7 protein-coding genes are annotated in these 7,185 nt (G+C 71.9%); 5 read left to right on the top strand and 2 right to left on the bottom strand.

Annotation, left to right across the window (positions count from 1 at the left end):
- Nucleotides 1–202: 202 nt before the first annotated feature.
- Genes DQW06_RS21575 through ccsB form a run of 4 tightly spaced genes read left to right on the top strand, consistent with a single transcriptional unit; the run spans nt 203 to nt 4,408 of the window.
- On the top strand, nt 203–910 hold the full coding sequence (locus DQW06_RS21575) for a TlpA disulfide reductase family protein (protein ID WP_041553387.1): 708 nt from the start codon (nt 203–205) through the stop codon (nt 908–910).
- Complete coding sequence (locus DQW06_RS21570) at nt 910–1,716, top strand: cytochrome c biogenesis CcdA family protein (RefSeq protein WP_013155997.1); 807 nt, start codon at nt 910–912, stop codon at nt 1,714–1,716. The genes DQW06_RS21575 and DQW06_RS21570 overlap by 1 nt, the downstream gene beginning before the upstream one ends.
- Nucleotides 1,716–3,419, top strand: a complete 1,704-nt coding sequence (locus DQW06_RS21565; RefSeq protein WP_117199193.1) for a cytochrome c biogenesis protein ResB — start codon at nt 1,716–1,718, stop codon at nt 3,417–3,419. Before DQW06_RS21570 ends, DQW06_RS21565 begins: the two co-directional genes overlap by 1 nt.
- Complete coding sequence (ccsB, locus tag DQW06_RS21560; protein ID WP_013155999.1) at nt 3,416–4,408, top strand: c-type cytochrome biogenesis protein CcsB; 993 nt, start codon at nt 3,416–3,418, stop codon at nt 4,406–4,408. The genes DQW06_RS21565 and ccsB overlap by 4 nt, the downstream gene beginning before the upstream one ends.
- Before the next feature lie 120 nt (nt 4,409–4,528).
- Here the strand turns inward: ccsB and DQW06_RS21555 are convergent, their stop codons facing one another.
- The gene (locus DQW06_RS21555) at nt 4,529–5,503 is read right to left on the bottom strand and encodes a LacI family DNA-binding transcriptional regulator (RefSeq protein ID WP_071621180.1); all 975 of its coding nucleotides are present in this window, start codon (nt 5,501–5,503) and stop codon (nt 4,529–4,531) included.
- Nucleotides 5,504–5,688: 185 nt separating this feature from the next.
- On the opposite strand from DQW06_RS21555, the gene DQW06_RS21550 reads away from it, so the two are divergent.
- Entirely contained in the window at nt 5,689–6,972 is a 1,284-nt protein-coding gene (locus DQW06_RS21550) for a polysaccharide lyase family 1 protein (protein ID WP_071621183.1), read from the top strand.
- Nucleotides 6,973–7,046: 74 nt separating this feature from the next.
- Here DQW06_RS21550 and DQW06_RS21545 read toward each other — a convergent pair whose 3' ends face one another.
- Nucleotides 7,047–7,172, bottom strand: coding sequence for a DUF4333 domain-containing protein (locus tag DQW06_RS21545; RefSeq protein WP_255418258.1), 126 nt, complete (start codon nt 7,170–7,172; stop codon nt 7,047–7,049).
- Nucleotides 7,173–7,185 lie beyond the last annotated feature (13 nt).

Below are 7,185 nucleotides of genomic sequence, written 5' to 3'. Positions count from 1 at the left end.
CCTCCCGACGCGCGCCGTCCGGAGCGCCGCAGGGCCGTCCCCCACCCCCACCGGCCGCGGTTCCCCCTTGTGCCGGGGCGGCCGAACGGGTCCCAGGGCATCTACTACACTTTGTCGTTGTTGTAGTCCGCCCTGTTCACACCCCGTTCGCGAGGTCCCCTCGATGCCCAGCACCAGCACCGGTACGCGCCGAAGCCGTGCCGTGCCGCGCCTGGCGGCGGCCGGACTGGCCGCCGTACTCGCCCTGACCGGCTGTGCCGGGGGCAACGAGATCCAGGCCAGCGACGAGGAAAACCGCTTCATCTCCGGAGACGGCAGCGCCACCACCTTCGAGGCCGCCGAGCGCACCGAGGCCCCCGAGGTCACCGGCACCACCCTCGACGGCGAGGAGGTCTCCCTCGGCGACTACGAGGGCGGCATCGTCGTCCTCAACGTCTGGGCGAGCTGGTGCGGCCCCTGCCGCGCCGAGCAGCCGGTCCTGGACGAGGTGCACGCCGAGTACGCGGACCTGGGCGTGGACTTCCTCGGCGTGAACATCAAGGACGACGAGACGGCCGCCCGGTCCTACCAGGAGAGCATGGGCGTCCCCTACCCGAGCCTGTACGACCAGCCCGGCGCGGTGCCCCAGGCCTTCCGCGACACCGTGCCCCCGCGCTCCATCCCCAGCACGCTCGTCATCGACCCCGAGGGCCGCATCGCCGCCCGCGTCATCGGCCCGACCACCTACGGCCAGCTGACCGAGCTGCTCAACCCGCTGGTGGTCGAGTTCGACTTCGGCGACCCGGAGGAGCGCCCCCGCGTCGCGGAGCAGGAGGCCGGGCAGACGGCCTCCCCGGAGGAGGCCGACCCCTCGGCCGGGCCGTCGGACGCGCCGTCCGAAGCGGACCAGGGCTCCGGGGACGAGGGCTGATGGACCCCATCGGCACCACCGTCCTCACCGGCTCCCTGCTGGCCGCGATCCCGCTGGCCCTGGCCGCGGGCCTGGTCTCCTTCCTCTCGCCCTGCGTGCTCCCTCTCGTGCCCGGCTACCTGTCCTACGTGACCGGGATGAGCGGCACCCAGGTGCGCGAGCGCACCGCCTCGACCGCGGGGGGCGGCACCGCCACCGTCGCCGACGTCGACGCCGAACTGGCCTCCCGCCGCTGGACCATGGTCACGGGCAGCGTCCTGTTCATCGCCGGGTTCACCCTGGTGTTCGTCGCCGTCGGCGGCTTCATCGGCTGGCTCGGTGAGATCCTCATGGACTACACCGACCCCATCACACGGGTGCTCGGCGTCCTCACCGTCGTCCTGGGCCTGGCCTTCATGGGCGTCGTCCCGGGCTTCGGGCGCGAGTTCCGCTTCCACCGCCTGCCGCGCGCCGGACTGGCGGGCGCGCCCCTGCTCGGCGTCCTGTTCGGCCTGGGCTGGACCCCCTGCATCGGGCCGACCCTGGCCGCCGTGCAGACCCTCGCCTTCGTCGAGGGCGGCGCCGGACGCGGCATGCTGCTGTCCCTGGCCTACTGCGTCGGCCTCGGGCTGCCGTTCGTCCTGGCCTCCCTCCTCTACCGGCGCGCGCTGGGCACCTTCGACTGGCTCAAGCGCCGCACCCGCACGGTCACCGTGATCGGCGGGGCCATGCTCGTCCTGGTCGGCCTGGCGATGGTGACCGGCCTGTGGACGCAGCTGACCATCGCCATGCAGGGCTGGGCCGCCGACTTCCAGACGGTGATCTGATGAGTACGACCGCGAACGACCAAGGGGCCGGGACCGCCGCCCAGAACGGGGAGGGCGCCCGACCGCGCCCCAAGGGCCTGGGCGCGGTCGGCTGGCTGCGCTGGATCTGGCGCACCCTGACCTCGATGCGCACCGCCCTGATCCTGCTGTTCCTGCTGGCGGTCGGGGCCATCCCGGGCTCGATCCTGCCGCAGAACGTGGTGAGCGTCGACGAGGTCAACACCTACTTCCAGGAGAACCCCGAACTGGCGCCCTGGCTGGACCGGTTCTACCTCTTCGACGTGTTCTCCTCGCCCTGGTACGCGGCGATCTACCTGCTGCTGTTCGTCTCCCTGGCGGGCTGCGTGCTCCCCCGGGCGCTGGCGCACGCCCGCGCGGTGCGGGCCCGCCCGGTGCACACGCCCAAGAACCTGGGCCGGATGCCCTACGCCGCCGCGTTCACCACCGACGCCGACCCCGAGACGGTGCTGGAGCAGTCCCGCAGGGTCCTGCGGGGCTACCGGACCGAGCGCTACGGCGACTCCCTCTCCACCGAGACCGGCTACCTGCGCGAGGCCGGGAACGTCCTGTTCCACCTCGCCCTGCTGGGCCTGCTGCTCGCCCTGGCCGCCGGGTCCTTCCTCGGCTACCGCGGCAACATGCTCCTGGTGGAGGGCGACGGGTTCGCCAACACCCTGACCTCCTACGACGCGATCTACCCCGGGCACTGGACCGACACCGACTCCCTGGAACCCTTCTCCATCCACCTGGACGACTTCGAGGCCTCCTTCATCGAGGACGGCGGCCTGCGCGGCCAGGCCGAGTCCTACGTCGCCGACCTCACCTACAGGGAGGCGCCCGACGCGCCGCAGGAGCGGCACCGGCTGGAGGTCAACCACCCGTTGAGCGTGGCGGGCGTGCAGGTCTACCTGCTCGGCCACGGGTACGCGCCGGAGTTCGAGGTGCGCAACGCCGAGGGCGACCTGGTCTTCGACCAGGCGGTCCCCTTCCTGCACCGGGACACGGCCTCCTACACCTCCGACGGCGTGGTCAAGGTGCCCGACACCGGAGGCGAGCAGCTCGGCTTCGTCGGCGTGTTCCTGCCCAGCGCGGTGGAGACGCCCGAGGGGGAGATGGTCTCCAACTTCCCCGGGGCCCAGAACCCCCGGATCACACTGGAGGGCTACCGGGGAGATCTGGGGCTGATCGACCCGCAGTCGGTCTACCAGCTGCGCACCGGCGGCATGGAGGAGCTGGGCAGCTCCCCCGTGATGGAGATCGGGGACACCTGGGAGCTGCCCGAGGGCGCCGGGTCGATCACCTTCTCCGGATACAAGGAGTACGTCAGCCTCCAGATGAACCGCGACGGCGCCCGGCTGCCCGCGCTGACCGCGGCCTCCCTGGCCGTCGCCGGGCTGATCGTCACCCTGTTCGTCCGCCCGCGCCGCGTGTGGGTGCGCGCGACCAGGGGCGGGGACGGCCGCACCCACGTGGAGCTGGCCGCCCTGGGCAAGACCGAGGCGGCCGGGAACAACGTGGAGTTCCACGAACTCACCACGGAACTCGCCGGACGGCTCCGGAGCCGGTCCGACGGGGAATCCGGCTCCGGACCGGACAGCCGTCCGACTGCCGGCCCGGACTCCGACCCGGACCCCGCTCCGGGCTCCGACCCCCATCCGCCATCCGACCCGCCAGAGTCGACCACACAAGGGAGTGACCGGTGACGTACACACTCGCCGCACAGGTGGACGAGGTGATGACGTCAGTCAGTGACTCGTTGATCATCGCGATGATCGTCACGTACGCGGCTGCGCTGTTCCTCTTCGCCATCGAGGCCGCCTACGGAAAACGCACCAGGCTCAAGGCCGGTCGGCTCATGCCGGTCAACGCCGGTGCCGAGTCCGGCGCCGACGACGGCATCAAGGTCAACGTCCGCAGCACCGAGGTGGAGGCCAGGGCCTCCCAGAGCGTCCTGGGCAAGATCGCCCTGGGCGTGACGACGTTCGGCTTCGTGATGGGTGTCGCCCAGATCATCGCCCGCGGCCTGGCCGCCGGGCGCTGGCCCTGGGGCAACATGTTCGAGTTCGTCGTGGCCCTGTGCCTGGTCGCGGTGGGCGGTCTGCTCTTCGCCTCCTACCGGTACCAGGCGCGCTTCCTGGGCGCGTTCGTGCTGGTCCCGGTGCTCGTCCTGCTGGGCATCGGCGTCCGCTGGCTGTATGTGGACCCGGGCCCGCTCATCCCCGCCCTGCACTCGTACTGGGTGCCCATCCACGTGACCGCGACGATCATCGCGGGCGGCGCCTTCATGGTCTCCGGCGCGGCCGGCGTCACCTACCTCGTGGCGCACCGGGCCGAGGCCAGGCGCGCGCTGGGCGAGCGGGTGGCCGGTATCGCGGGCCGCCTGCCCAGCCCCGAGCTGCTGGACCGGATCTCCCACCGGTTCATCCTCTTCGCCTTCCCGCTGTGGACCTTCGGCATCATCGCCGGTTCCATCTGGGCCGACGAGGCCTGGGGCCGCTTCTGGGGCTGGGACCCCAAGGAGGTCTGGTCGTTCATCTCCTGGGTGATCTACGCGGCCTACCTGCACGCCCGGGCCACCGGCGGCTGGCGCGGACCCAAGGCCACGTGGATCAACGTGGTGGGCTTCGCGACCATCCTGTTCAACTTCTTCGCGGTGAACTACATGTTCAGCGGTCTGCACTCCTACGCCTGACCCCGACCCGCGAACGGGGCCCCGCCACGGCGGGGCCCCGTTCGCTTTGGGGCTCCGCTCCGCTTCGCCCGTGTCCGGGCGCCCGGACGTGTTCGCTTCGGGGCTCCGCGTCCTCCGTGTTCAGGCGGGCGGGGGAGCGGTGGACCCCCGCACGACCAGGCGGGTGTCCAGGGTGACGGTGCCGGGGGAGTCCCCGCTGCTGATGCGGTGCAGCAGCAGGTCGATGGCGGAGCGTCCGGCCGCGGCGGTGGGCATGTCGATGCTGGTCAGGTCGCAGTGCCGGGCGGTGTGGGTGTTGTCGACGCCGACGACGCTGAGGTCGCCGGGCACGGACGCGCCCAGGTCCCGCAGCTCCTGGACCAGACCGAGGGCGACCAGGTCGTTGTAGGCCAGGACGGCGGTGGCGCCGAGGTCCAGCACCTCCCGGGCGGCGGCCGCGCCGCCCTCCTCGGTGGGCTGGTTGGGTCCCACGCCGTGCAGGACCAGGCCGCGGCGCAGGGCGGCCTCCTCCGCCGCGCGCTCCAGGCGCTGGTTGGTCCACGACGCGCGCGGTCCGGTGAGCAGGGCGATCTCGTGGTGGCCGAGGGTGGCGAGGTGGTCCACGGCCTGCCCGGCGCCCGAGGCCACGTCCATGAGGACGGCTGGCAGCCCGGCGGGCTGGCGGTTGACCACGACGAAGGGCACGTCGGCGCTCAGCTCCGCGATCAGGCGGTTGCTCAGGCGCGGCGCGACCAGGAGCGCGCCGTCCACCTGGGTGGCCATGGAGCGGATCAGCTCCTCCTCCACGCGGGCCTGCTCGTCGGTGTCGGCGACGAACACGTGGTGGTCGCTGCGGCGGGCGTGGGCCTGCGCGGCCTTGATCAGGGGCGGGAAGAACGGGTTGGCGATGTCGGCGACGATCAGCCCCAGGTTGCCGGTGCGGCGGGTGGACAGGGCCCGCGCGGCGCGGTTGGGCCGGTAGCCCAGGGCGCTGGCGGCGGCGAGCACGCGGGTCCGGGTGTCGGCGTTGACCAGGTGCGCGGCGGAGAAGGTCCGGGAGACGGTGGAGACGTGCACCCCGCTCGCCAGGGCGACGTCCTTGATGGTCACGGCCACCCGTGGCCTCCTTCGGTGGGGAACGGCTCCGAGGTTACTGGCAAGCGGTTGTGGTTGACCAGTGCGTACTTTGAGGTTCGGTGCCTGTTTTTCCGGGGTTTTCCCGGGTGGGAGGGGTTGACGCCGGTCCGACTCCTGGGAGATGTTCATGCAACCGTTTGCAGTCCCCCCTGAGGAGAAGAAACATGCGCAGGCTCGCACTCCCTCTGAGCGCGGTGTTGGTGATGACCGCTGTCGCGCCCGTCCAGGCGGCGCCCGACGTGGGCAGGCAGGTCCTGCCCGAGGGCGACGGCTGGGCCTCGGCCGGAGGCGGGACGACGGGAGGCGCGGACGCCTCCCCGGAGAACGTCTTCCGCGTCTCCACGGCGCAGGAGTTCCGCGAGGCGGTGAGCGGGGACGAGCCCAAGATCGTCTACGTCGAGGGTCTCATCGACGCGAACACGGCGCCGGACGGCACGCCCCTGTCGTGCGGGGACTACGCCGTGGACGGCTACACGCTGGAGGGCTACCTGGCCGCCTACGACCCCGGGGTGTGGGGCTGGCAGGACCCCAGCGGCCCGCTGGAGGAGGCCCGCGAGGCCTCTGCCGACGCCCAGGCGGAGCGGATCCGGGTGGAGGTCGGCTCCAACACGACCGTGGTCGGGGCCGGGGACGGCGCCGAGATCACCGGGATGAGCATCCGGGTGGTCGGCGCGCGCAACGTCATCCTGCGCAACCTCACCCTGTCCGACACGCACGACTGCTTCCCCGGCTGGGACCCCGGCGACGGCGGCGAGGGCAACTGGAACTCCGAGTACGACCACCTGGAGGTCTCCGGCTCCACGAACGTGTGGATCGACCACAACACGTTCGACGACGGCGACAACCCGGGCTCGGAGCTGCCGGAGTACTTCGGACGCCGCTACGAGGTGCACGACGGCCTGCTGGACATCGTGCGCGCCAGCGACCTGGTGACGGTGTCGTACAACCACTTCGACGGCCGGGACAAGGCGATCCTGGTGGGCAACAGCGACGGCCGCACCACCGACCGCGGGTACCTGCGCACCACCTGGCACCACAACCACTTCGACAGCCTGGGCCAGCGCGCGCCCCGCGTGCGCTACGGGCAGGTGCACGTCTACAACAACCACTACACGGTGGCCACGGACCTGTACCAGTACAGCCTGGGGGCGGGCTTCGAGTCGCACCTGTACGCGGAGAACAACCTGTTCGACCTGCACGACGGCATCACGGCCGGGGAGATCGTCGGCAACTGGGGCGGCACCGACATCGTGGAGCACGGGAACGCGGTGATGGAGGACGGCCGCGGGCGCGTCACGGAGGTGGACCTGGTGCGGGCGCACAACGAGGCCTATCCCGACCAGGCGCTGGGCACCGACCTGACCTGGGTGCCGCAGTTCTCCACGCGGGTGGAGCCGGTGCACGCGGTCCGCGGCGTGCCGCGCGAGGCGGGCGCCGGGGTGCTCTGAGTTCGTCGCCCCCGGAGTGGTCGCGTACCCCGGGAGCCGGGCCCGCCCGGACGGGGCCGGGCGGGCCCTCGCGGTTACAGGGGCTGGTCGTCGACCTCGATGTCCCACTGGACGTCGTCGCCGTCGACCGAGGTGGTCGTGATGGTCACGCCGTAGTTCATGCCCCCGTCCACGAGGTTGCAGCGGATCTCGGCGCCCACCTCCGCGGGGAGG

The sequence above is a fragment of the Nocardiopsis sp. TNDT3 genome (assembly GCF_003427465.1).
GTDB lineage: Bacteria > Actinomycetota > Actinomycetes > Streptosporangiales > Streptosporangiaceae > Nocardiopsis > Nocardiopsis dassonvillei.
The sequence above is the reverse complement of the archived record's forward strand: the minus strand, read 5'-3'. Positions and strand labels throughout refer to the sequence as shown.